The sequence below is a fragment of the Prevotella aurantiaca genome, from assembly GCF_015262605.1.
In the GTDB taxonomy this organism is placed as follows: Bacteria; Bacteroidota; Bacteroidia; order Bacteroidales; family Bacteroidaceae; genus Prevotella; species Prevotella aurantiaca.
The window spans coordinates 1-24478 of record NZ_JABZSJ010000001.1 but is presented as its reverse complement, the minus strand read 5'-3'; the positions used below and the strand labels follow the sequence as shown (position 1 = coordinate 24478).

At 43.8% G+C, this 24478-nt stretch carries 18 protein-coding genes; 10 read left to right on the top strand and 8 right to left on the bottom strand.

Annotated elements, in window-relative coordinates:
- Positions 1 to 3 precede the first annotated feature (3 nt).
- The gene (locus HXN26_RS00090) at positions 4 to 2307 is read right to left on the bottom strand and encodes a transglycosylase domain-containing protein (RefSeq protein ID WP_273158003.1); all 2304 of its coding nucleotides are present in this window, start codon (positions 2305 to 2307) and stop codon (positions 4 to 6) included.
- A 175-nt stretch (positions 2308 to 2482) separates the two neighbouring features.
- On the opposite strand from HXN26_RS00090, the gene pyrB reads away from it, so the two are divergent.
- From pyrB to glyA, 3 genes are all read left to right on the top strand, one after another.
- Positions 2483 to 3430 (top strand): aspartate carbamoyltransferase, encoded by a 948-nt coding sequence (gene pyrB / locus HXN26_RS00085; RefSeq protein WP_024999680.1) that lies wholly within the window; start codon positions 2483 to 2485, stop codon positions 3428 to 3430.
- Positions 3431 to 3443: 13 nt separating this feature from the next.
- Positions 3444 to 3899: an aspartate carbamoyltransferase regulatory subunit gene (pyrI, locus tag HXN26_RS00080; protein ID WP_024999679.1), complete on the top strand. Its 456-nt coding sequence runs from the start codon at positions 3444 to 3446 to the stop codon at positions 3897 to 3899.
- Between the two features lie 291 nt (positions 3900 to 4190).
- Positions 4191 to 5471 carry a serine hydroxymethyltransferase gene (gene glyA, locus HXN26_RS00075; protein WP_273158000.1) on the top strand — a complete coding sequence of 427 codons (1281 nt, stop codon included), beginning with the start codon at positions 4191 to 4193 and terminating at the stop codon, positions 5469 to 5471.
- A gap of 480 nt (positions 5472 to 5951) precedes the next feature.
- On the opposite strand, the gene HXN26_RS00070 is transcribed toward glyA, so the two are convergent.
- From HXN26_RS00070 to tamL, 6 genes are all read right to left on the bottom strand, one after another.
- A complete protein-coding gene (locus HXN26_RS00070) occupies positions 5952 to 7217 on the bottom strand; it encodes a radical SAM protein (protein WP_273157997.1) in 1266 nt (421 codons plus the stop codon).
- 6 nt (positions 7218 to 7223) lie between these two features.
- Complete coding sequence (locus tag HXN26_RS00065; protein WP_273157995.1) at positions 7224 to 8108, bottom strand: radical SAM family protein; 885 nt, start codon at positions 8106 to 8108, stop codon at positions 7224 to 7226.
- A gap of 2 nt (positions 8109 to 8110) precedes the next feature.
- On the bottom strand, positions 8111 to 9541 hold the full coding sequence (locus tag HXN26_RS10855) for an A1S_2505 family phage non-structural protein (protein WP_337954470.1): 1431 nt from the start codon (positions 9539 to 9541) through the stop codon (positions 8111 to 8113).
- A gap of 32 nt (positions 9542 to 9573) precedes the next feature.
- Entirely contained in the window at positions 9574 to 10266 is a 693-nt protein-coding gene (locus HXN26_RS00055) for an NUDIX hydrolase (RefSeq protein WP_273157993.1), read from the bottom strand.
- A 712-nt stretch (positions 10267 to 10978) separates the two neighbouring features.
- Complete coding sequence (locus tag HXN26_RS00050) at positions 10979 to 11782, bottom strand: MBL fold metallo-hydrolase (RefSeq protein ID WP_273157991.1); 804 nt, start codon at positions 11780 to 11782, stop codon at positions 10979 to 10981.
- 122 nt (positions 11783 to 11904) lie between these two features.
- Complete coding sequence (gene tamL / locus HXN26_RS00045) at positions 11905 to 14181, bottom strand: translocation and assembly module lipoprotein TamL (RefSeq protein ID WP_273157990.1); 2277 nt, start codon at positions 14179 to 14181, stop codon at positions 11905 to 11907.
- Between the two features lie 84 nt (positions 14182 to 14265).
- Here tamL and HXN26_RS00040 point away from each other — a divergent pair, with 84 nt between their 5' ends.
- Together HXN26_RS00040 and HXN26_RS00035 are read left to right on the top strand one after the other, a co-directional pair.
- Positions 14266 to 15006: an RNA methyltransferase gene (locus HXN26_RS00040; RefSeq protein WP_273157988.1), complete on the top strand. Its 741-nt coding sequence runs from the start codon at positions 14266 to 14268 to the stop codon at positions 15004 to 15006.
- Positions 15007 to 15076: 70 nt separating this feature from the next.
- Positions 15077 to 15667 carry a hypothetical protein gene (locus HXN26_RS00035; protein ID WP_273157986.1) on the top strand — a complete coding sequence of 197 codons (591 nt, stop codon included), beginning with the start codon at positions 15077 to 15079 and terminating at the stop codon, positions 15665 to 15667.
- A gap of 359 nt (positions 15668 to 16026) precedes the next feature.
- On the opposite strand, the gene HXN26_RS00030 is transcribed toward HXN26_RS00035, so the two are convergent.
- Entirely contained in the window at positions 16027 to 16176 is a 150-nt protein-coding gene (locus tag HXN26_RS00030; protein WP_273157984.1) for a hypothetical protein, read from the bottom strand.
- A 16-nt stretch (positions 16177 to 16192) separates the two neighbouring features.
- Here HXN26_RS00030 and HXN26_RS00025 point away from each other — a divergent pair, with 16 nt between their 5' ends.
- The 5 genes from HXN26_RS00025 (at position 16193) to trmB (ending at position 24198) form a co-directional block, all read left to right on the top strand.
- Positions 16193 to 18892, top strand: a complete 2700-nt coding sequence (locus tag HXN26_RS00025; protein WP_273157983.1) for a 3'-5' exonuclease — start codon at positions 16193 to 16195, stop codon at positions 18890 to 18892.
- 235 nt (positions 18893 to 19127) lie between these two features.
- On the top strand, positions 19128 to 21356 hold the full coding sequence (locus HXN26_RS00020; RefSeq protein WP_273157982.1) for a halomucin: 2229 nt from the start codon (positions 19128 to 19130) through the stop codon (positions 21354 to 21356).
- A 32-nt stretch (positions 21357 to 21388) separates the two neighbouring features.
- Positions 21389 to 22480 carry a hypothetical protein gene (locus HXN26_RS00015; RefSeq protein WP_273157981.1) on the top strand — a complete coding sequence of 364 codons (1092 nt, stop codon included), beginning with the start codon at positions 21389 to 21391 and terminating at the stop codon, positions 22478 to 22480.
- Positions 22481 to 22859: 379 nt separating this feature from the next.
- Positions 22860 to 23279 (top strand): hypothetical protein, encoded by a 420-nt coding sequence (locus tag HXN26_RS00010; RefSeq protein ID WP_025000769.1) that lies wholly within the window; start codon positions 22860 to 22862, stop codon positions 23277 to 23279.
- 127 nt (positions 23280 to 23406) lie between these two features.
- A complete protein-coding gene (gene trmB / locus HXN26_RS00005) occupies positions 23407 to 24198 on the top strand; it encodes a tRNA (guanosine(46)-N7)-methyltransferase TrmB (RefSeq protein ID WP_273157978.1) in 792 nt (263 codons plus the stop codon).
- Positions 24199 to 24478 lie beyond the last annotated feature (280 nt).

Sequence of the window (24478 nt, the reverse complement as noted above, 5' to 3'; positions counted from 1 at the left end):
TTCTTAGAAGTAAACCTCTTGTATGCTATTCACAGAGATAGAGTCCGTAGAACGGCATGGATCGAAGTTAGAAGGAATGTCGAATTTAGCATTTGGCGAATAGTGCAACGACTTGTCGGCATATACCATTTGCATGAAGTAAGCCCATATTGGCAGTGCCATTGTGGCTCCTTGTCCCATTGCTGTAGAGTCGAAGTGTATGTCTCGGTCTTCTCCACCCACCCAACAGCCGTTTACAAGCTGCGGTGTGAAGCCCATGAACCAACCATCTGAGTTGTTGTTTGTAGTACCTGTTTTACCTCCTATCTCGCCTGTGAGGTTGTAGTTGTAGCGCAAACGTCCACCAGTTCCACCCTGAATAACGGCTTGAAGCATGTCGAGCATCTTGAAAGAGCTTTCTTCTGAGATTACTTCATTCATCAAAGGTTGGAACTTAGCAACCACGTTGCCATGGCTATCTTCTATGCGTGTAACAAAGAGGGGGGCACAACGCACACCATGATTGATGAAGGTTGTGTATGCACTACACATCTCTCCGAGTGAGAGTTCTGATGGTCCAAGGCACAAAACAGGCGATGTGTTCTTCTCAATGTCAGGGTTGTTCAGTCCAAAATCGTGCAGAATGTTTACAAATTGCGATGGTCCGAGCAAGCTAATGAGGTAAGCCGATATCCAGTTATTAGACTGTTGCAAACCCCATCGTAGTGGTACTTGCTGTCCGTAGCGAGCCTTCGAAGCATTGCGCGGAGTCCAGTTGCCATACGAACGTTGTACGTTTTGAACAGTAGTGCATGGTGTCATGCCGTTCTGCATGGCCAGTGCATAAAGGAAAGGCTTAATGGCTGAACCCACTTGGCGGCGTCCTCCCATCACCATATCGTATTTAAATTGGTCGTAATTGATACCTCCTACATAGGCTTTCACGGCACCTGTGCGTGCTTCCATACTTAAGAAGGCAGCACGTAAAAACGATTTGTAATAACGAATAGAGTCGATAGGCGTCATCAAAGTGTCCACATTGCCGTGGTAAGTAAAGAGCGTCATCTCGTGTTTCGTTCTGAAACTGCGACGTATTTCATCGGGTGTTGCACCCTGTTCCTTTAATCGTAGGTATCTTAAACTCTGACGACAAGAACGATTAAGGATAGATTTAATGGTGCTTCGAGATATGTTCGAAGAGAACGGAGCGTTCTTTTTGTAACGGTTGGCAATGTTGAATTCCTTCTGCAAATAGCCACCCACGTGCTTGCGAACAGCCTGTTCGGCATACTGTTGCATACGTGTGTCGATGGTGGTAAAGATGCGAAGACCATCTGTATTCACGTCGTAGTTCTCGCCATTGCGCTTCTTATTCTTGTTACACCAGCCGTAGAGAGGGTCTTTCTCCCATGCTATTGAGTCGATAACGAAGTCGCGCATGCGCCATGCTTGGTACTCTTTTCGTTCTGGTTTCTTCTCCATCATGTATTGACGGAGGAACGCTTGGAAGTAATCACCGGCACCTTGGATACTCTTTCCCTTTGAATACTTGATGCCTAAGGGGCGCTGTATAAGTTCGTTATACTCTTCACGGGTGATGTAACCACACTTGCACATCTGACTTAACACTACGTTTCGGCGTGTACGACAACGCTCTTCGTAGCGTAAAGGATTATACATAGAAGGGTTTTGGCATAACCCTATAAGCGTTGCAGCCTCGGTAACAGTTAGTTGCCGAGGTTCTTTGCTGAAATAAATATTGGCTGCTCGTTTAATGCCGACGGCATTATGAAGGTAGTCGAAGTAGTTTAAGTACATCGCAATAATCTCTTCTTTCGTGAAATAGCGCTCCAATTTCACGGCGATAATCCACTCAATAGGTTTCTGCAGTACACGTTCTAAAGTGCTATGTGCTTTCTCTGAGAACACCTGCTTGGCCAATTGCTGCGTTATAGTAGAACCTCCACCCGCTTTATCGTGCCCCAAAACACCGCGCTTAAGTATAGCACGGCCCAGCGCAATAAAGTCTATTCCAGAGTGTTCGTAGAATCTTTCGTCCTCAGTAGATACCAAAGCGTGCACCAAATGAGGCGAAAGGCTGTTGTAATCTACTGCCACACGGTTGGCATTATCTTGATTCCATGTTCCAATAAGCTTTCCGTCGGCAGAGTAAACCTGCGATGCGAACTTGTCTACAGGGTTTGAAAGCTCTTCCATATCAGGCATATAGCCTATCCAACCATTCCATACCGAAACGAAAAAGATGGTAGTGAAGCCGATAACGAATATCAAAATAGCCCAAAAAGTATGTATGAGATGTCTTCGCATTTCAATCTATTGTGTTTAGATTGCAAAGGTATAGTAAATCAATGAGAAGGCAAAATAAAAACAATGGGATTTTTAAAAGAAGGTAAACATATAGATATTTTCTTTTATAATTGTCCTTCAATAAAAATTATTTCTGTACCTTTACGCTCGAAAACGACCAATTCAACACGATACAATGGAGAAACAGAACTTTGTGAACATTCAGGACTTGGATAAGGAACAGCTTCTTTATCTTATTCAGATGGCTCAGGAATTTGAGAAATATCCTAACCGCGACTTACTGAAAGGCCGCATTATAGCTACCTTGTTTTATGAACCTTCAACCCGAACACGCCTCAGTTTTGAGACAGCGGCGAATCGTTTGGGTGCGAAAGTCATTGGATTTACCGATGCTAAGGCCTCGAGCGTGAGCAAAGGGGAAACATTAAAGGATACAATACTGATGGTTGCGAACTACGCCGATACGATTGTAATGCGCCATCACATTGAGGGAGCAGCGCAATATGCATCGGAAGTGTCGCCTGTACCTATCGTGAATGCTGGCGATGGCGCCCATCAGCACCCATCACAGTGCCTCTTAGACCTTTACACGATCAACCAAACGCAAGGTACTTTAGAGAATTTGAACATCTATTTGGTTGGCGATCTTAAATACGGACGTACGGTTCACTCGCTATTAATAGCAATGCGACACTTCAATCCAACCTTCCATTTCATCGCACCTGCCGAACTTGCTATGCCTGAAGAGTACAAAATATTCTGCAAACAGCATGGTATTCGATATACGGAACAAGAGGAATTTACCCCAGAATCTATTGCTGGAGCAGACATATTATATATGACACGTGTGCAGAAGGAACGTTTCTCTGACCTTATGGAATATGAACGAGTGAAGAATGTCTATATTCTGCGCAACGATATGCTACACCTTGCAAAGCCCAACATGCGCATATTACACCCACTACCACGTGTAAACGAAATCGCATACGACGTGGATAGCAATCCGCACGCTTACTATATACAGCAAGCTAAGAACGGTCTTTTTGCTCGCGAAGCTATCTTTGCCTACTGTCTCGGCATAGGAATGGACGAAGTGAAAGCCGATAAGACGATAATTAAATAAGGAGATTATGGAAATGAATAAGAAAGAACGATTGGTTGCAGCCATCGAAAATGGCACCGTAATCGACCATATACCTGCAGAAAAGACTTTCCAAGTCGTGAATCTTCTCGGACTTCAGAGTCTTTCAACCCCCGTTACCATTGGCTATAACTTTAGTTCTTCCAAGGTAGGATGCAAGGGAATCATTAAAGTAAGCGATAAGTTCTTCACCGATGATGAAATATCTCGCCTCTCTGTTGTGGCTCCAAACATCATCTTAAACATCATTCGCGACTATGAAGTGGTAGAGAAAAAGGAAGTCATAACGCCCGACGAACTGAGTGGTATCGTAAAATGTAACAACCCAAAGTGCATTACCAACAACGAACCAATGTCTACAATATTCAACGTTGTAAACAAGTCGAGAGGCATATTGAAGTGCCATTATTGCGACAAGGAACAACAAATGGACAAGGTCGAGTTGTGTTAAACATTATCAAGTCAATAAAAACATACGCTTAAAGACACTGAAAAAAGAAAACATAAAGCGGCAACAAGGAACACAAAATACCTTGTTGCCGCTTTCTCTTTGCTATGCCAACTTTGCAGAATCAACCTTAAGGCTCAGTTTAAAGGTCTCCTTGCAAATATTTGCATAAAATATTTGCCGTGTTATTAGAAAATTCCTATATTTGCAGCTAATTATAACAACCTTGCTTTTGGCGGCTTTTTGCTAAATAATGTAGATGGTCGGTGGAGGCATTTTTAATACTTAAACAACATGAGAAAAGATCTTGAGATTTTTGATCTAATCGAGCAAGAGCACCAACGCCAATTGAAAGGCATGGAGCTTATCGCTTCTGAGAACTTCGTTAGTGACGAAGTAATGCAGGCAATGGGGTCTTACCTTACCAACAAATACGCTGAAGGATATCCTGGTAAGCGTTATTATGGTGGTTGCCAAGTAGTAGACGTAGTAGAGAACCTCTGCATCGAGCGTGTGAAAAAGGTGTTCGGTGCTTGCTGGGCAAACGTGCAGCCACACTCAGGTGCACAGGCTAACCAAGCTGTTCTTGCTGCAATTCTCGAGCCAGGCGACACTTTTATGGGCTTAGACCTTAATCATGGTGGCCACCTTTCACATGGTAGCCCAGTTAATAACTCTGGTATTCTCTATCGTCCTATCGGTTATCAGCTCGACAAAGAGACTGGTCGTGTAGACTACGAGAACATGGAGAAGCTCGCACGCGAGCACAAGCCAAAGCTCATTATCGCTGGTGCATCAGCTTATAGCCGCGAATGGGACTACGCACGCTTCCGCAAAGTAGCTGACGAAATAGGCGCAATCTTCATGGTAGACATGGCTCACCCAGCAGGTTTGATTGCTGCTGGTTTGCTCGACAACCCTGTTAAGTACGCTCACATCGTAACAACTACAACACACAAGACTCTCCGTGGTCCTCGTGGTGGTGTGATTATGATGGGTGAAGACTTCGATAATCCATGGGGAAAGACAACTCCAAAGGGTGTTATCAAGAAGATGTCACAGCTCTTAGACTCTGCTGTTTTCCCAGGAAACCAAGGCGGTCCATTAGAGCACGTTATTGCAGCGAAGGCTGTTGCCTTCGGTGAAATACTCGAACCAAGCTGGAAAGAGTATGCAACACAGGTTAAGAAGAATGCCTCTGTGCTCGCTGACGAACTCGTAAAGCGTGGCTATGGCATCGTTTCAGGCGGTACAGACAACCACTCTATGTTGCTTGATCTCCGCACAAAATTCCCTGATCTCACTGGTAAAGTGGCTGAAAACGCTCTCGTTGCAGCTGATATTACAGTGAATAAGAACATGGTACCATTTGATACTCGCTCTGCTTTCCAGACCTCAGGTATCCGTCTTGGTACTGCTGCTATGACTACTCGTGGTGCTAAGGAAGACCTTATGGTTCTCGTTGCAGAACTGATTGACAAGGTTCTTTCTGCTCCAGAAGATGAAAAAGTCATCGCAGAAGTTCGTGAAAAGGTAAACGCTACAATGAAAGAATACCCATTGTTCGCTTACTAATCAAGAACAAAAACAAATTTCTCATAGCTTAATAGACTCCCTCAACGGCCTCACCGTTGAGGGAGTTCTGTTTTTATGGGGTTCTAAAAGTTGGGCTGAGAATGTGCGTTGGTGCTGTTAATAGTCGAATCGACCATTGCTTTTATAAGGTCGTATCGGGATAGAAGCAGGTTGAAAGCGGTGTGTTTTAGAATTGTTCTAATTGTTTTCGCAAGGAAGATAGCAGATTGCTACACCTTATGAGATATGATGCGAAAACGCAATAAAAGTGTAAATATTTTTTAAAGCGCATTTATCTGTGTAACAATCTTATAATCAACACATTGCAAAAGCGGCTGTTTTGCGTTGCAATAGTGCCTGTTTTATCGAGCAATATAGGCGCTTTTGCGAGGCAAAACAGCCGCTTTTGAGATGCAATAATACTTAGATGCGATTTTGCATGAACTTTCTTTACAAAACGAAAGTCTGGTTGTTGAGGCTTTACAGAGAATGAAACAACGAGAGAATGGCACCATAGTAGAGAAAGCCAGACTGGGTGATGCGGACCCGATGCGGACCTTCCATACTTAGAAACTGCTTATCCAGACAGAAATTTAATGCCTCTTCGATGCGTGCAGCATGTGTCTCTCCAGCCAGCGAACGCAGTTTTTTTAGCGAGAAACCGCCATAATAGCCAGAGATGGCAATATATTTTGAGGCGAGTTCATGGCTAGGAAGCAAATAGGTGCAGTCTTCTTCATAAGTAGTTCGGGCCAACAAACGTTTTATTTCAGCACTGTTTTTACCGCAGTTATAAGCAATTCCTTCGCTGCTCATGCTTTGTGCCGAAATGCCGAATCCCTTATAGGGCGTACCATTCAACATTCTTGTGCGCAGATAAGACGACACTCCGAGGTCGGAAGCGCATAGCGAAAAGGTGTTCTGACCGAACTTTGCGTGGTAGCCCAAGGCTGTTAAACCATCGAAATAACGTTGATATAGTGCAAATAATTCGCCTTTTGACGGAATATCTTTCGTTGAAATCATGTTCGTCCGTAGTTCGTAAAGCGTTACTTGCTGCGGAGATAACCGCTTGATAGTGAGCAAATCGTGGTCTATGGTAGCCTCGTTCTGTCCCTTCAACCCATACATTAAGTCGAGATTCACCTTGTTAATGCCAGCAGCATTCGCCTTTTCTATCCACCGAAGGCAGTTGTCTTCGGCTATGCGTTCACGGTGTTGCGCACACAAAACGCTCGAATCGGTAGACTGAATGCCCAACGACAGACGGAGAAAACCGCTTTCAACCATTCGTTCCAGTTTATGTTCCGACAAGGTACTGAACGTACCTTCAATGCTCGGTTCGTAGTTTGCAGCCAGCGAAACGCCCTGCACCGCCTCATCGTACACCGCCATTAGCAGGTCGAAATTGCCCTCCGTTAGTGCCGTAGGTGTACCTCCACCTATGTCGAAACCCTTTAACAACAACGTCGAATGTTTACTTTTAAATCGCTTTATGTCGCTGGCAATCACCTCTATATAGTGTTTTTGCATGCCATCGTCGGGACATAGCATTCTCGTATATTCACAAAAAGAACACAGTTGTCTGCAAAATGGAATGTGAATGTAGAACGATAGTTCTCTGTCGGTGGCAAACTGCAATGCCGAAGGTACACGATAAGCTGTCCAATCGGTTGGCGATAGCGGATAGGACGTGTTCCAACGAGGCTCGTTTTTCCTTGTTTCAAATACCTCTTCTATGCTCATAAGGCTCTAAAATATAATGTTATCCTCGTGAAAACCCTGCCGCAGATACTCCCCATCGTACACCAACGACGACTCACAGTACTGCGGATTGGCGTAGTTTCGCATATAAACTTCAAGCACTTTCAAGTCTTTGTTATACAAATAGTTGCTGCATTTGCAGTCGACACCGCGGTTCATCGACTTCGTAAAGTACACGTGTGGAATCTCGTTCCATTCAATCGACTCGATGTCTACGAAGTTTTTACGACAGTATTCGTTTACTTTCATCAACGCTACGAAGCCAATTCGTGGAATGTCGAGGTCGATGGCAAAGTCCAACATCTTCGCTGCTTCCGTGGCATTGTCGATGTATCCCTTTATAAGGTTGCAACTAACGTTCACCTTTTGCAGGTTGATGCCCTCGAAACTGAACGCATTTTCAGGAATTTCACAACCATAAATCTCCGATAGTTTGTGCCGATTGTAATGATGAAGCGACATCGAAATGCTATCCCAACGGTCGTTTTTCATCAGCTGTTGCGAGCCAGGCAGAATGCCGTTTGTGTTCAGGTGCAAGTGCAAATGGCTGTATTTGCTTTCCTCCATGCGCTCTATTATTCTGCCCACCAATGGCGTCGCCACTGCAGGTTCGCCTCCAGTAATGTTCACCCGTCCCACTCTAACACCCCTTTCCTGCAAATCCGATATAATGTCCATCAGCTTATCGACGTTGAAAGCCGATGCAGGCGGCATCGCATTGGCATTCGAACAGAACAAACAATGCGCATTGCAACCCTTCGTAACCTTTACAAACAGGTTTACATGTGGGTTAATTCGGTGTGCAGCCAGCGAACCAAAGCAACAGTCGAACTCCTTAACAGCAATCTTTTTTCCTTTGAAATCTATCAGCATGCTTACTCTTTATCTTTCTTTGATACAGATTTTTCCAACTCGCTTTTGAGCTTAACCTTTCCCAATGTAAGTGAATATGTAGGCAAAGACTTATCTTCGCGCGGTACGAAATAATCACCAACCAACTTATAGTTAGGGTCTTTCTTTAATATTTCCTTCGCAAATTTCATTTCAAAATCCATGTTCCAGCCTGGCCATCTTTGGAAGCCTGAACATTCTTTCTCTATGTTGTTCTCTCTAATAGTGAAGTTAGGAGCCATTAATGGTATACCTTTATATTGATTAGGCTCCCGCATCGACCTAACGCAAGGACTTTGAATGTAGGCTTTTTTAATAGTCTTGCGCAAGCCAAATCGTGCCAACAATTCCTCGTAATTACCAAAAATAAACTGTTCTAACGCCTCGTTGTTCAGCACACCATCCTTCGATACATACTTCCACGAGTTTTTTATGCTTTGTAAAAGTACGTATATCGTGTTTCTATCGAAACTGAAATAATAACCCTCATCGTTCGAACTACAATGGCTAAACGGTATAGATGAAAGGTCATCTTTTATCTGTTTAAAGTCGGTATAACGGCGAAAATCGTTCAAAAACTTAATGTATCTTACCAACTTTTCCGCCGAATAGTGATAAAAAACCTCAACGATAGGCAACGTTTCCCATGTTTTTTCTTCCTTGAAAATGTCTATCATATCACGTTCTAACCGCTCAATATCGACGCCTTTGCCAGCTTCTGTGTATCTATCTATAAGGATATTGAGCGCCCGAAGGGCTGCCATTGCGTACGCATCGCCATATCTTACATTCTTTTCCACTATGTTTCGCAGTCTGTTGGCAGCGTCGTCGGCATCCTTAATCGCCATTTTCGAGTTCAAAACCTTTAGTATGTCCACCATCGTACGCACCTGTCCGTACATTATCTGAACGATTTCGCGCGGTATTTTAGGGTTTATGTGCAACACAAACGACCTTGGAAGGCTGATGTTTTCAACGTTTAGCGCGTCCGAAAACAGCGGTGCGATGTCCTTATCCTTATATCCTGCTATGCCACAACCGATGCGTGTAACATAGAAAAAGTACTTGGTGTGCTGCCGTGCAAACGCTATGAATTCGTCAACATACGACTTTATTTGCTCCAAAGAGCCTTCCATCGTAGGTATAGCATAACTTTGTCCTTGCAAACCCACGCCCTTTCCAGCCACAGCACCAAACTTATTTGCAGCAATAAGCGCTGCTCCGCCACCATGAAGCCCCTCGATATTACTTCCGAAAACAAATATCTCGTCGTCGCGAAGTTCCGAAATTGCATCGGGAGTGAAGTAAGGACGCTCTACGTTTCGATAGATTCTTGGAGCATCGTCAGCGTCAAACGTGTTAGTCTTTTGCTGTTTTGAGTTGGTAAAACCCTTGAAAAAATTAAGTATTTTCATAAGCCAAATAGTTTATTATTCAACAAATTAGACTAAAACTCCAGCCTGAATCCCCTTTGTTTTAGTTCGTTGTAACTCTCAATATTAAAGCTATAGAGGTTTGCTTGGCGCTTTGCGGTGGGCCAAACTGTTTCGTCTAACTTTATAAGAAGGTCGGCATGAAGCATCTTTTTCGCAAAGTTAGCACGGTCGAACTTCACATCTAAGATAGATTCATAAAGCGATTGCAACTCCTTCATGGTGAATTTGGCAGGCAGAAGGTCGAAGCCGATGGGCTGAAAGTGAATACGTTCGCGCAGCACCTTGATGGCATTGCGCAGCAAAAGGTCGTGGTCGAAAGCCAATTGGGGAATATCTTCCAGTGCAAACCACTGAGCCTTAGCAGCATCGTCGCCCCCTTTCACCTCCTGAATTTTGCACAATGCATAGTAGGCAATGGTAATAACACGTCCTCGTGGGTCGCGTTCGGGGTCGGAAAACGTGTGAAACTGCTCCATGAAATCGGCCTTCATGCCCGTTTCTTCCATCAGTTCGCGTTGCGCACACTGCTCTGCCGACTCGTCCATATTCATGAAACCACCAGGGAAAGCCCATCGTCCTTTAAAGGGTTCGATGCCCCTTTGCACCAAAAGAACCTGCAATTTCGTACCATCAAAACCAAATATCACGCAGTCGGTGGTTACCGCTGGGCGTGGATATTTGTATGTATAACCTTTCTCTTCCATATCTTTCTTGTGTAAATATTACACCGCAAAGGTAGTGATAAAAATGATATTGCCAAATAAAACTGGTGTAATTTTTACCTAAGAGTGATTATTTAACACTTCCACCTCTTTCTATTAAGGGCGCAAAAGGGTAGGAGTACATTCCATTTTCGGGCAAGAACGAGAGATAAAAATGCAGCAGAGGGGTTGGCGTATAGGTTGCAGATGGTGGAAAGACGATAGAAGTAACACTATCTGCCTTCCTATCTGAAATGTTATTGTTCGCTATTTTCTTCAACCTTCCAGCCCCTTCAGAAGTATTGTAATATGTAGATATTAAGTCTATATAATTGTAAAGATTTCTCCAAACGAATAGTATCGTATAACCAATTAGTTATCAATGTGTTGCAATACCCATTGTTTTGCGTTGTAAAACAGCCTCTTTTGCACGACAAAACAGGCCCTTTTGCGCTGCAATATAGGTGCTTTTAGAATGCAAAACCAATTCTTTCGTTTTCTTCATGTATTTTCTTTACAACGTAAGAGCAGTTTTGTATCATGGTTTTGCAACTTGGCGAAGGTAGGTGAGAGGCCTCCTCAACAAGTTAATAGTTAGAATGTAGTCAGGTGTTTCGGTATAAAAGGCTGTAGAAATCAACCTACCTAAAAACGAAAAACCCCTTCAACCAAACAGTTGTAAGGGGCATTTTGTTGTTGGATATATCAATTAATTCTATTTCAGTTCGTATATTTCGCTTGGCACTTTACGGCGTAATACCTCCACAACGAAGTCTACACCCGCCACTAAACCATGACTTGCCATTTCGCTTGTAACCGCTTTTCTCGCCAATTCGGGGTGGTTGTTCTCGTCGCTAAGATGGCAAAGCCACACGTGTTTAAGTCCTATTGTAGCGTTTTCCACTATGGTTTGTGCGCAATCAGCATTACTAAGATGTCCTGTTTGGCTCATGATGCGCGCCTTGAGGTACTGCGGATAGGGCCCAGCCGTAAGCTTTTCGGGTTCGTGGTTGGCCTCGATGACCAAGTAATTGGCCTTCGATACGAAGCTACGAATCTCGTCTGTAACGTGTCCGCAGTCGGTAACGAGAGTGAAAACAACCCCTTCGTGCTCCACACAGTAGCCCACACAGTCGGTACTATCGTGTGGAACAGCAAACGGAGTAATGGTAAATTCGCCTATTTGTATGGTCTTTCTCTTCTCAACGTACCGCACTTGGCCTGGTGCAACCTTCTTTTTAACGCACCAGTTATTGTTTATTCCTTGATGAACCTCCTTGGTTGCATACACAGGAATAGCGTAGTTCTCGCTTAAATTGCCCACCGACTTAACGTGATCGGCATGGTCGTGCGTTATAAAAATATTATGAATCATGGAGAAGTTCAGCCCGTAGCTTTGCAAATACTTCTTCATCGACCGAAAGCCGATGCCGCAATCGATGATGATTCCGTCGGTTTCGGTGTATAAAAAGTAGGCGTTGCCACTGCTTCCGCTTCCCAAAGATATGAATTTTAGCATTGTTTTTTAATTTGCTGCAAAAGTAATAAAATTATTTAGCAATACACGATGTTGTGTCATCGAGTTTCTTTTGTATTGCCGTTTTTCACTTTCGTTAAGTCCTAAAGCAGGTTCCGACCTCTTTAGAACGGCAGTCCGACAGCGAAATGGAAGGTGAAATCGCGACCAAAATTAGGGTGAACGATGGGGTAATGAGCCCTTCCGGTCGAGTAAGCAGGGTCTATGGCCTTCATACCAGTGTCGAAACGCAAGATAAAATAGTTGAAGTTAAGACGCAATCCCAGTCCGTAGGCAGCCGCAATCTGTTGAAAGAACCTATTGAAACGGAACTGACCGCCAGGTTGTTCGGCATATTCTCGGAGGGTCCAGATGTTGCCTGCATCGATAAAAGCTGCCCCGTCGAATTTCCAAAATAGGCGTGTGCGGTACTCAGCATTAAGGTTTAACTTCAAATCACCCGTCTGATTGATGAAGTCAATGCGCCCATCGGTGCCACGAAAACTACCCGGTCCCAATTCTCTAACACTCCAACCGCGCACCGAATTAGGCCCTCCTGCAATGTAACGCTTCTCGAATGGCAGCACTTTACTATTGCCATAGGGATACGCAATGCCGAAATCAGCGTGCAAAGCAAGCGAGTTGAGAGGGTCAAATCGCAATATGCGAGTGAAAGAGAAGTCGAATTTAAGGTATTGCGCATAGGCAATGTTGAATATTTTAGACTGTCCTTGCTCGTTTTTCTTAAACTTCGACACCTTATCAACGAGCGAAAGGAAGTTTCCCGCAGACTCTATCTTGGCCTTAATGGCCACATCGTCGTTCCTATTATAGCTTATGCTGAACCCCGAACGTATGATAAAGAGGTCCTCATAGTTGTATCGCAGTATGGCGTTGCGGTTCGAAACGTTGTCAAGATAGTCTGTTTTGAAGCGCTCACTAATCCATGGCATGTAGACATAGCTTAGGTCTGGCGCCTCAAGTTCGTAGTTTAGGTTGCGCTTAGCGTTACTCCAGTTGTACTTCCAGGCCGCTGAAAAGACACGACGGTGGAACTCTGGTCGGTCTTGGAAGTCCCAACTAACCGACAATTCAGATACAGCGTTGCTGTGGCGGCGGAACTCTCGCGTAGAGAAAGGTGCAATAAAGCGCGGGAATTGCAGTCTTGCTTGCACGCCATACTCCTCGTAATTGTGGTTGCTGTAGCCCTCTAAGCCCTTAATAGCCTCGAAAGCAGCACGCAATTCCAAGCTAAACAATTCGCTTCCGTGGAATAGATTGCGGTTCTGATAAGTAAGAACAGCTGCTGCACCAAGGTCTCCTGCAGTGTTCGTACCTTCAGGTTGGAACGAAAACGTGTTAGGTTTGGTGTGCGAAAGTTTTATATTCGTTTCCAAAAAGCGCAGCGACACCGGTGTATAATCGAATATCTTGCCGATGGTAACAGAGTCAAACTGTGGCATTTCCCTAAATTCTATGTCGGTAAAGCGTATCGTTCCCAACCTCGCAAAGTTGTTATAAGTGTTTTGAAGGTCGGTTGCTGAGAAGTATTTGCCCGGTTCTATGAGCGTATTATCGGCTATAACGCCGCGTCGAAGGTGCAGTCCGGTCGAGTCTCCGGGCATAACGTTCACTTTACCAATGATGTAACGAGGGTGTAAAGTAGGCTGCCTATCTGCCGCAGACTCTTTGTATTTCGTAAGATGGAGCGTTACATCTACGCCACGAGAGCCCCTGATTGTGTCCGCCGTATAGTAGATATAGTCTTTGTTAAAGCGGTAATAGCCATGGTTATTCAGCACTTTTGTAATGCGTTTGCGTTCGTTATCGAGTGCTGCAACAGTGAATTGGCGTGGCTGATTGGCGTTAACACCTTGCGAAAGTTCCGTTTTTAGAAGGTCAGCAATAGCCGAATCCTGTATATCATAGTTAAAACGAGTTATCTGAAAGGGCTCTCCGGGAATCAAAGTATATATTGCTTTGAGCTTTTTGCCCCTCACTTTCGTGTTAAGAGCTACACGAGCGTTCATGTATCCCATATTGTTCATCGCCACGCGGAGGTCTTCACACGACAGACGAGCCTGCAAAGTGTCGTAGTAAACAGGCTTTTCTCCAATTCGTTGTAGCGTTTTGTTGATCCATTTTGTAGTATCTCGCCCTGCCAAAGAGTAAGTTCCGAGTGGTATTTTAAACACAGAGAACCACCGAGAGTTCTCTTTTTGGCGCACATACTGTGCCAACTGCGACGCGTTAAAGTCGGCCGCATCAGAGCGAAGCTCCACTTTGTCGAGCAAATAGCTACCGTCTGCCACAAACTTATCGGTCGAACACGACGCAAATAGTGTTGCTAAGGTGACAAAAAACAGTAAAAAATATATATGGAAACCTTTTATTCTAAGCATCAATACCGCTAAATTTTTGCGCAAAGATACTAAAAAGTTAGCAGTAAAAGCGTGCAAACAGATAGTTTTTTGTATTTTTGTAGGGTGATATCTAAGAACAAAATAAAACTCGTTCGGGCACTCGAAACGAAGAAAGGAAGGGAAAAGCAGGGGCTATTTGTAGCTGAAGGACCTAAAGTAGTGGGCGATTTGCTTACTGCTGGGTTCGAATTGGTGGAATTGTTTGAGGAAGAAGAGGACATCAAAAAGGTGTCGTTCCTACAACATCCACAAGGAAAGCTGGGCATATTCAAGCTCCCTCAGACCACCAAAGAGGGCAACGGCGAAGGTGAAACAGCTGCCGAAGGAGAGCAGCAAGTAGCACTTGGCGAACACGAACTGGCCCTTGCGCTCGATGGAGTGCAGGATCCTGGCAATCTCGGAACCATCATTCGTGTGGCCGACTGGTTCGGAATAACACGCATTTTCTGTTCTATGGATACGGCAGACTGCTGGAGTCCGAAGGTGGTACAGGCTACGATGGGAAGTATTGCAAGGGTTAAGATGCAATACTTGAACCTAAACGACCTAATAAACACACTTCCAAAGGATTATCCTATCTATGGAACGCTGCTCGATGGCGAGGATATTTACGCTGAAAACCTCACTACTAATGGTCTTATTGTGATGGGAAACGAAGGCAAAGGCATATCGGAAGACATACGAAAGCGGGTGAACAGAAAGTTGTTGATACCCAATTTCTCGGTCGGAACCACACGTGCCGAATCGTTAAATGTAGCCATTGCAACCGCCATAGTATGCTCAGAGTTTAAGCGAAGAACCTAATAGAAACCGCCCAATACACAGAAAAGCAGTGTAGCAGGCCGACAATAACAATCTAAAAGCAACTGACAATATGGACGAATTAGTAAAAGAACGCAGCGTAAAGAGCTGCATTGCCTTGGGCTATCAGCACTGGCAGCAACACCTAAGCGTTACTTTTCGGGGCACATTCATGTACCTTCTCTTTAGTGCTGTTATGTTTACATCAGCCCTTATCTCTGCTTTAATGGGTGCTCCTAAATGGCTTCCTATCATACTTTTAGTTGTATCGCTGTTCGATATATCAAGAAAGGTAAGACGATTATCAGGCGAAAAGGAAACAGGAAAGTTGGGAAAGAAACAGATTATGAGGAATCTCGGCTATTACCTCAGCTTTGTTTGTCTTTCGTCAGTACTTAGATTGTGCGTTATATGTGTGATAAGTGCGCCACTTTTGTTGCTCCTTTACATGTATTGGTTAAACTATGAAACGATGAAAGCAGGCGATCCATCATCTCTTACCACCACCTACTGGGTGCTGACAGGACTTACAGCCTTCGACACCTCCGTTGCAGTGCGCTTCATCGGAACTTGGACCGCTTATGCCGAACTATACGTTTACGGTACGATGATCGCTCGCCAACAAGCCAGAAAGCAAGCCAAAGCAGCATCATCGGCAAGTTAAGACAAGCAATCAGACGCACTTTCGCCTTTGTTTCGGCCTATTCCAACCATTTCAATTCACCCCCATTAGTTGGCAAAATCCTTTTGCCGACCCTACGTTTTTTACACGAAAAAGCGACCTTACAACTGTAAATATTTTTCCAAAGCATAACTATTGCGTAACGTTATGATTATCAATGCGTTGCAATAGAGCCTGTTTTGCATTGCAATATAGGCTCTTTTGCACGACAAAACAGGCCCTTTTGCGTTGCAAAACAGCCGCTTTTACAAACCAAAAGCGCTTCTATCGTTTTTTACTACTATTTTCTTTACAAAATAATTTTCCTTTTCTCACCATTTCATAGGTAGAATACCGCTTGGTTACGGCACCCAAAACAGTCCACCAAAACGTAGCAATGGTAACGTCTCTACACCATAGTAGCTCCGCATTGTTGATGCTTGTGGCGTGCAGAACACTTTTTTCGGCCATCGTTCGGCTATCTCTTTTCTTTTTCGTACTTTTGTCTTCATAACACACCCACAAGCTATGAAGGAAATGGAAACATACCACTTGCTCGACGAAAGTCAGCAAAAAGTAGTAGAAGCACAGCACGGACACCACCTTGTTTTGGCATCGCCAGGCTGCGGAAAGACGCATATACTTGCCCAACGCATACGCCACGCGCGCCAACAGGGCTTAGACTATGCCGATATGCTGTGCCTAACGTTCACCAATCGTGCTGCTCGCGAAATGCAGAACCGTATTCGCTTCGTGATGAAAGAAGACGATACAAGTAGTCTGCAAGTGGGCAACGTACACCATTTCTGTTCCAAATTCTTGTTCGAAGAGGGGAAAGTGCCTGCCGATACCTCCATCATCGACGACGAAGAAGCCATCAGTATTATCGCCGAATACAGGCAAGAAGGCGAAGACGCCGTAATGAACAACTACAAAAAGCAGCAAGAATACAAGCAGATAATACTGTTTTCGCACCTCATGTTCCAAATGAAGCATGGCCACGAATGGAAGTATTACCTCCACCCAGAGTGCTTTACCGACAACGATAGAGAGGCGATTAAGCACATTTGCCACTCGCAAGGCAAGCCATTCAACGAGCAAACGGTATTGGAAATATACGAAAATGCCATGCTATATGCCGACGAAGCTAACTCGCCCTACGTAAACCGACAGCTGGCAGAAGCCCTTAGAGCACTCGTAACAAAGATGTATTACGCCCAACTCTTTGCCACTTACAAAGAGGAACACGCTATGTTAGACTTCGAAGACCTGCTGCTCCATACCTACAATATATACAAAGCAGACGCAACATGCCCCAAATACAAGTGGATTCAGGTAGACGAAGTGCAGGATTTGAACGCTATGCAGCTTGCCATTATCGACCTGCTGGTGGCTGACGACGACCCAATGGTGATGTATCTGGGCGACGAGCAGCAAGCCATCTTCTCGTTTATGGGCGCAAAAATAGAAATATTGAGTTTGCTGAAAACCCGTTGTAAAGGCAATATACACCACCTATTGCAGAACCATCGTTCGCCCAAATACCTCTTAGACGTGTTTAACGACTATGCAGAGCACCAGTTGCACATCGACAAAGAACTGCTTCCGCTCACCGATAATAACGATAGAGCAGGGCAGGGCGACCTCGTTGTGCTGGTAAGCAATACGGTAGAAGACGAAACCGACGCTGTTGCTGCAACATCGGAACGACTGTTTCAGCAAGACACAGAGGCGACAACGGCAGTAATTGTAAACGCAAACGCCGATGCCGATAAGGTAAGTAGAGCCTTAGACCGCTACAATGTGAACCATTTAAAGGTGTCGGGGCGCGACCTTTTCGATACTCCTGCAATGAAAACACTTATCTCCCACATCTCATTGCAGCACAACGAGCAGAACATACTGGCGTGGTCGCTGCTCATGAAAGGCCTAAAGGTGTTCGAAAGTAAGGGTCTTGCACGCCGATTCCTACACAAATTGCGCCAATTATCGCTCTCTCCGACCGATTTTCTGCTCTATTCGGACAGCAATTACACCACCGACTTCCTGCAAAAGTATAGCAATGGCGACCTCGTAGTGTTTGATACAGAGACCACCGGGCTTAATACCTTCGCCGATGACATCATAGAAATAGCAGCAATACGCCTGCATAAGGGCGAGATAGTGGGCGAACCGCTCGACCTTTATATACGTACCGACAAACCAATTCAGCCCAAACTCGGTGAGAAAGAGAACCCAATGTATGCCATTTACCACCAAAAGATGCACAGCCGACAACTACTTTCGCCTGCTGAAGCCCTGCAACAGTTTTGGCAATATGTGGGCGATGCAGCACTGTTAGGGCATAACGTTGCCTACGATAGCAACATATTAGATTACAATATGCGCCGATATACGCCTGCCGACCGCATGAAAAACCATACGAACCCCTGCTTCGACTCGCTTAAACTCATACGTCTATTGGCGCCAGGTCTGCCATCTTACAAGTTGGAAAAACTTTTAGAACACTTCCAACTTGCAGGTATCAACTCGCATCAAGCCATCGACGACGTTTCAGCAACCATCTCGCTGGTTCGCCTTTGTGCCGAAAAGGCAGCACAACAGCAACCACAACAAGTCGCCTTCATGACCCACAAACAGGTGGTTCCCTATGTAAAACGACTTCGCGATGCCTATGCTCCACTTTACAATGCTACACTTTCGCAACGCTACGAACTGAAAACGGGCAGCGAAAAGGCTTTGGTGGAAGAGGTGAAGAACGCCTACAACGAATTGAAAGCACAAGGACTGATGGGCGAGATAGAGCGTTTACCATACTTCTTGCGCTACTTAGAGTTCGACTTACTGGCCGATGAACACTTGCCTAATGCACTTATTGAACAGATAAACCGCTATATGCTGGAAATCAGTACGATGAAAGAGAGCGACTTTTGTAATAGTAAGAGCCTTAAAGAACGTGTCTACGTTACTACAGTACACAAGGCAAAGGGACTTGAATTCGACAATGTCATCGTCTTTGATGCCGCTTCTGAGCGCTATCCTAATAAGCGAAACACCACCGAAAAGCAGAATCAAGAAGACGCACGCAAGTTCTATGTTGCCATGTCGAGGGCCAAACGCCGCCTCATAGTAGCCTATTCGCTTACCGCTCGCGACTGGCACAACGTGTCGTACACACGAGAACTCACTCCATTTATGGACAGCATAGTCCATTATTTCGAAGGTTAGCCCACTCCAAACAGCTATTTTAGTTCATTAAAAATACAATTTTTAAGAAATAACAGCCGAATTGTTGTAAATTTAAAATATTCTTATTACATTTGCAATGAAGTGTTTAGAACCGACGCTTCTAACAGAACCATGCACACATAACCGACTTGACTATCTGGAAAATCATCTCTTTTGAGCAAGAGAAACATCATTTTTATAACTTACTCACTCATTTTTTTAAACGCATATATTTATGAAAAAGAATCAAATTTATTGGGTGCTTGCACTCGTCTTTACCTGTATTTCTGAGTTAAAGGCTTCTCCTACGTCACTGGGAGAGCAGGCAAAACACCACTGGAGTTACGATTTTGAATCGGCAAAGGCCGATAAACTCGGCGACAGACCGAATCATTACGACCTTAAACTGAATGGTTTGGCATGGTCGACGTATGCTGTCAGACGTACAGCAGGGGCCAACGACTTTGCCAACGGTAATTGTGCTGCACGCATCTACGGCTATAAAATGTCAATGAAGGAAATGCCTTATATGGCCATGACCGAAGATAAGCAAGGCGGAATAGGTACGATTGAGTTTGTTTATCGTGCCTATGGCGAGCACACAACATCGCAAGTGGAGTGGTGTGTGCAGGTTTCAGAAGACAAAGGAGAGCATTGGCAAACCATTGGGCAGGCATTTAAGCCTACAACAGAGGTGCAACGATTTCGCGCAAAGGTCAATGTGAAAGAGGGACGCATGCGCATTGTGCGTGCCGATTACACCGTATTCGATTACGCTTCGGCTGGAAAGTACGACGCAGCCTTTAATTTAGACGACATAAGTATAACCGATTGCGAAGCAGAAGTGCCCAATCGACCTTCTATTTTAGCCAATAACGACCTCTTATCGTTTGGCGAAGTGAACAAAGGAGAGGCGAAGAAGCTAACGCTGAACATTGTTTACAAGAACCTAAGTGCCGATATTGCACTGTCGTTGTTGGGTGATGGCGCACCGTTATTCACCTTATCGACTAAGAATATAAAGGTTTTGGAGACGAACGGAACGGCAGATATAGACGTAATATTTGTTCCGCAAGCATTAGGAACACAGCAAGCTGTGCTGAAATTGCAGTCGGGAGAAACCACAACCGAAGTTCATTTAACGGGTACTGGTATTCGTAAGGCAGACGAATTTACGTATAGCGGTGGCGAAGGAACAAAGGAAAGACCTTATTTAATAAGTACGGCTGGCGATATAGAAGACCTTTCGGTGGCTGTAGATACCGAGACTGACTACGCAGGGAAGTACTTTAAGCTGACAAAAGATATTGATATGACAGGCGTAAGTAACATGAAGCCTATCGGAAACAACTTCGGAACGAGCGGAACAACGCTGAAAGCATTCAGCGGAACATTCGATGGCAACAAGCATAAGATATCTAATCTGAACATGACCTTTACAGGAAAGAGCAAGATTGGTGTAGCTTTGTTCGGTATATTGAAGGACGCTAAGGTGATGAATCTAACACTGAAGAACTGCCATTTCGAAGCCGATGCCATCGTTGCGAGCGTTGCTTCTGTATTGGTAAGTTCGGTATTAGACAACTGTCATGCGGGCGAAAACGTTACAGTTAAGGCGCGATTGAAACCTTATGCAGGTGGTATTGCAACCTCAGTGTTCCTTTCACCATCAACTATAACGAATTGTACATCAAGCGCAAACGTTGTTTCAACCGACATGGCAGTGGGTGGTATCTTGGCAATGAATGGCGTTCATGGAACCATTGTGAGCCGTTGCGTCAACTATGGCAGCGTAAATACAAACAATAACTACGCTGGCGGTATTGTAGGATATGCCGAATCGGGCAGTCTAAGCATTAGCGATTGTTTGAACAGAGGCGATGTGAAGGCAGCAAACATAGCCGGAGGCATCTTCGGAATGAGTCTACAAGACGCCACAGTAAGTATTAGCAGTTCGTATAACATCGGTAAAGTGGAAGCAACCGACCCCAATGGTGTGTTCGATCCTATCTATCCAACTGCTGCAAAGGCCGATGGCGTGGTGATAAAAGTGCAGAATTGCTACTACGATAGCAATCTTTTTCAGGGCAATTCAATGGGTATGGCTTACGCACGAGAGGACATGCGCTCGGAAGAATTTACCAAATTGCTGAATGGCGACCGCGCTGAATATGTGTGGCGACGCCTTGTTGGTGTCAATAACGATATGCCAGTGCCTTGCGGAGAAGGTCAAGTGGTTACTCATATTACACAAAATTCCGCTGCGGCTTTATCGCTTTTGAAAGTTGTAGATGGCCAGCTCGTTTCATCAGAGGGTGCTCGCATTGTTGCCATACACGATGTTGCAGGTCGCAACTATGCTGTTTCGGCAAAGCTACCAGCAGGTATCTATCTTGTAACCTTTATTCCTTCAGAATCTAAAACACCTCAAACAGTGAAAGTAATGGTTGCATTAAATAACTAAAACTACCTATATAGCAATTAAATACAATAATTATGAAAAGTATGAACCAATTAAAATATCGTATTATATTTTCCCTTTTATTCCTCGCAATAGGCACGCTGACAACGCAAGCAACCAACGACGAGCATGGCATAATTGCAGCCAAGGAACTCAAAATACCGATATATCGCAACTATCGTATGTATGTGAAGAAGTATAACAAGGCAACTCAGGAGCATATAGCAAAGGGTGAGCGCATCGTTTTGCGTTATTCGTCGGCTAACGAAAGTGTTATCGAACCGAAAGGGAATGCCTTTAAGTCGGTGGGAAAAGGAAAAACAGAACTGACATTGCGTATTTCGAGTGCATATCCTGGTACTTTAGATGCCTTCGATCCAGACCATATACTGGACGAAATGAAGTTTATGGTAGAGGTAGACGACCATGTAGACATGACATTCCCACAATTTTCAGCCTCTTGGGGAGAAAAGAAAGCAAAGACAATGGACGACTTTTTGAAAAGCGAAGCATATACAAAGTACACCGAAGAGTATTGGACCATGAATCCAAAGGTGAGCGAAGAGGAACGCGAAGGACTGGAAATTCTGTCTACAAATAATGCTGAGTTCCCCTTTATGATGCTCGCTTTCACCCCAGAAGAAAACGAATTGTGCGCTCTCTACCTACTTGCTGCATCGTGGGAACGCGTAACGACACCACAAGTTAGCGAGGTTTACAAGCTATTTACAGCCAATGGCTTCATCGATAGAGGTACTAATCCCGACACACGGTGCTGGCAAATGTATAACCCAGAGTCGAAAACGCTTGCTACTTGCGGTCTTATGATAGTGCAAGGTTGTGGCTATTGCTACGTTAGTCTTTCTTATTTGGCAGATGATCCATCTCCTTCAGGTATTTATGAAGTACGTGCCGAGCAGCCCAAAGTTAGTTGTCAATTGAATAACGGTATATTAAACGTGCAGGCAGACGATTACATCGGTGAGTCGCTCGCCATCTATTCGTTCGATGGAAAATGCTTGAAGACATCAAAAATCAAGGCTGGTAACAATATTATATTAAACCTTCCGCATCAGCCTTTCTTTGTTCGTGTGGGCAGTTGTGCCGCAATTAAGGTGATGCCTTAACCGTTTATCGCAATAAAATACCAATATTCACGAAGCAAATGGCTGTTTCGGGGATATTGGTATCTATTATAAAAGTCGATGAGTATTGCGCAGGAAGAATCAGAAAGTAGCAAGATGAGGGACTGAAAGGAATAGGAGAGATGTAAAAAACAATGATTGAGATGGATAAAAATGTAATAAAATACTTGCTGCTTCGTTATTAGATATATGACCAAGCAAGTAATATTAGCTAACGAGGTAAACAATAATTGCCGTAAAAATGTATTGAAAGTTACATTTTAGCAAAGTGTTTCGTTTGTTGTCAGAATAGCTTTTCGATAGTGGTTTCTCGCTGTTAGGTCTAATAAATAATGTGTAAAGAAATCAAGTTGTAATAAAAATGAAACCTATGATATCGGGTACTGAAAATGTATATGCCTTATATGCATCATTAGTCATGGTGGTGCTTTTGTCGATTATGACCTATTTTCACAGGTCTAATCTACTAAAGTACTTGTACATTGCTGATATTTTCTGTTTGATTACGTATGTAATTACTTCCCTTATTTTGGACAAACAACCAGTCGGAGTACCAGCTTCTTCATCCTTTATGAAGGCTCTTCCAATTATATGCGTATTGTCGGGCTTCGCGGGATTCTTTCTTTTTATCACCGCTGTTCCTGCTTTTATAAAAGAAATGGCAACGCATAACCTATTAGGAAAAGTTATAATGGGTATTGGTATCGCACTTTACGTTCTCTTTGATGTATACTGTTTCTTCTATATATTAACGGGAGTTCATTCATTAAAGAGCGGATAAGCGCAGCCATATAAAGATAATAGAACGATAAAACAATTTCTATATTAACCTTTTCTTACGTCTGATAAACGTAAATTTTAGCAAGAATGCTATTTTATTAACGTTTTTCTGTAACTTTGCAACCATTATGAGTAAAGGTAAATTACAGAAATTTGCAGAGATGGAGACATTCAGTAATGTCTTCCAATATCCGTATGGCGTCGTTAGCGAGGTGCCTTTTGATATGAAAGGGCATTGGCGTGAACAGTATTTCCATAACGATAACCCTATCATCTTAGAATTGGGATGCGGTAAAGGTGAATATACTGTTGGGTTAGCACGCTTATATCCGAATATCAACTTCATCGGGGTAGACATAAAAGGAGCGCGAATATACACGGGTGCAAAGCAGGCTTTAGACGAAAATCTGCCCAATGTGGCTTTTCTGCGTACCAGTATCGAGATTATAGACCGCTTTTTTGCCAACGATGAAGTACAGGAAATATGGCTTACTTTCTCCGATCCGCAGATGAAGAATCCACGCAAACGACTGTCATCAACCTTCTTTTTGAATCGTTATCGAAACTTTTTGGAGGATAGGGGAGTGGTACATTTGAAAACTGATTCGAACTTCCTCTTTACCTATACGACTTATCTTGTAGAGAAAAACAGTTTACCTCTGCTCTTCCGCACCGAAGATTTGTATGCTAACGAGACTAATGGCGTGCAATCTACTGAGTTAGATTCCCGCACAAAAGAAATTCTTGGCATTCACACCTATTACGAAAATCAATGGATCGAACGGGGATTAAACATTAAATATATGAAGTTCCAACTTCCCTCGATCGGCGAACTTGTGGAGCCAGACATTGAAATAGAACTCGATGATTACCGCTCTTTCAAGCGTACAAAACGTAGTAGTAAGGAAACGGCTAAATAACTTTTTCTGTATAAAGTAAGCCCATCCATTAAAGAAAAGTATTTATCATTATAGAAAATAAATATTTAATTAAAAAATCATAGTTTTATAATTAGGAAGTGTAAGACTATAATTAAAAACAGATTTGGAACTCAAACAACCGATATATTATGGTCGGCAGTAATGTAAACTTAATCTTTAAGTAGAGTAGGAGATATACCGAAAAACGGTAAGCTAAACTCAAACTTTAGGCGTAATGGACATTTGGTAGGCTGAAAAGCTCACGGATTTTAGTAATGGA

Coding starts and splice junctions, on each gene's coding strand:
- HXN26_RS00090 (WP_273158003.1), bottom strand. CDS start 2,307: ATGCGAAGACATCTCATACATACTTTTTGGGCTATTTTGATATTCGTT.
- pyrB (WP_024999680.1), top strand. CDS start 2,483: ATGGAGAAACAGAACTTTGTGAACATTCAGGACTTGGATAAGGAACAG.
- pyrI (WP_024999679.1), top strand. CDS start 3,444: ATGAATAAGAAAGAACGATTGGTTGCAGCCATCGAAAATGGCACCGTA.
- glyA (WP_273158000.1), top strand. CDS start 4,191: ATGAGAAAAGATCTTGAGATTTTTGATCTAATCGAGCAAGAGCACCAA.
- HXN26_RS00070 (WP_273157997.1), bottom strand. CDS start 7,217: ATGAGCATAGAAGAGGTATTTGAAACAAGGAAAAACGAGCCTCGTTGG.
- HXN26_RS00065 (WP_273157995.1), bottom strand. CDS start 8,108: ATGCTGATAGATTTCAAAGGAAAAAAGATTGCTGTTAAGGAGTTCGAC.
- HXN26_RS10855 (WP_337954470.1), bottom strand. CDS start 9,541: ATGAAAATACTTAATTTTTTCAAGGGTTTTACCAACTCAAAACAGCAA.
- HXN26_RS00055 (WP_273157993.1), bottom strand. CDS start 10,266: ATGGAAGAGAAAGGTTATACATACAAATATCCACGCCCAGCGGTAACC.
- HXN26_RS00050 (WP_273157991.1), bottom strand. CDS start 11,782: ATGCTAAAATTCATATCTTTGGGAAGCGGAAGCAGTGGCAACGCCTAC.
- tamL (WP_273157990.1), bottom strand. CDS start 14,181: ATGCTTAGAATAAAAGGTTTCCATATATATTTTTTACTGTTTTTTGTC.
- HXN26_RS00035 (WP_273157986.1), top strand. CDS start 15,077: ATGGACGAATTAGTAAAAGAACGCAGCGTAAAGAGCTGCATTGCCTTG.
- HXN26_RS00030 (WP_273157984.1), bottom strand. CDS start 16,176: ATGAAGACAAAAGTACGAAAAAGAAAAGAGATAGCCGAACGATGGCCG.
- HXN26_RS00025 (WP_273157983.1), top strand. CDS start 16,193: ATGAAGGAAATGGAAACATACCACTTGCTCGACGAAAGTCAGCAAAAA.
- HXN26_RS00020 (WP_273157982.1), top strand. CDS start 19,128: ATGAAAAAGAATCAAATTTATTGGGTGCTTGCACTCGTCTTTACCTGT.
- HXN26_RS00015 (WP_273157981.1), top strand. CDS start 21,389: ATGAAAAGTATGAACCAATTAAAATATCGTATTATATTTTCCCTTTTA.
- HXN26_RS00010 (WP_025000769.1), top strand. CDS start 22,860: ATGAAACCTATGATATCGGGTACTGAAAATGTATATGCCTTATATGCA.
- trmB (WP_273157978.1), top strand. CDS start 23,407: ATGAGTAAAGGTAAATTACAGAAATTTGCAGAGATGGAGACATTCAGT.